At 74.6% G+C, this 634-nt stretch carries 1 protein-coding gene; it reads right to left on the minus strand.

Annotated elements, in window-relative coordinates:
• Nucleotides 1-28: 28 nt before the first annotated feature.
• Nucleotides 29-583: a methylated-DNA--[protein]-cysteine S-methyltransferase gene (locus CBZ_RS20150; RefSeq protein WP_130783205.1), complete on the minus strand. Its 555-nt coding sequence runs from the start codon at nucleotides 581-583 to the stop codon at nucleotides 29-31.
• Between the last annotated feature and the right edge of the window lie 51 nt (nucleotides 584-634).

Consider the following 634-nt stretch of genomic DNA (forward strand, 5'->3'; position numbering starts at 1 on the left):
GGCTCGATCGCCGCGATGGTCGCTCCTCTCAGAACAGCGTCGACTCGGCCGGGACCGGCGGGCGCTCCAGGTCCAGCAGGAACCGCTTGCGCTCGATGCCCGCGGCGAAGCCGGTCAGGGTGCCGTTCGCGCCGATGACGCGGTGGCACGGGACGACGACGGCGATGCGGTTCGCGCCGTTCGCGGCGCCGACGGCGCGGGACGAGGTGCGCGGGTCGTAGCCGATGTCGGCGGCGAGCTCGCCGTAGGACCACGTCTGCCCGTACGGGATGCGGAGAAGGCCCTCCCAGACGCGGACCTGGAAGGCGGAGCCGACGAGGTGGACGTCGAGGTCGAAGTCGCTCCGCTCCCCGGTGAGGTACTCGGTGAGCTGGGTGCGGGCTGCGGTGAGCGCGGTGTCGTCGCGCGGGCCGTAGGCGCCGGCGGCGGTGACGTTGCGCTCGCGCGTCGCGGGCAGCAGCAGGCCGGTGAGGACCTCGCCGACGCCGATCAGCGTGACGGCACCCATGGGCGAGCCGACCTCGGTGTGGACGGTCGGCCCGTCCGGTCGTGTCGCCAGCACCCGCACGGTCATGGTCCTCATCCTGCCCTCCTGCTCCGACACGGCGGCGGGGGGGGGGGGGGGGGGGGGGGG

Source organism: Cellulomonas biazotea (genome assembly GCF_004306155.1).
Lineage (GTDB): Bacteria > Actinomycetota > Actinomycetes > Actinomycetales > Cellulomonadaceae > Cellulomonas > Cellulomonas biazotea.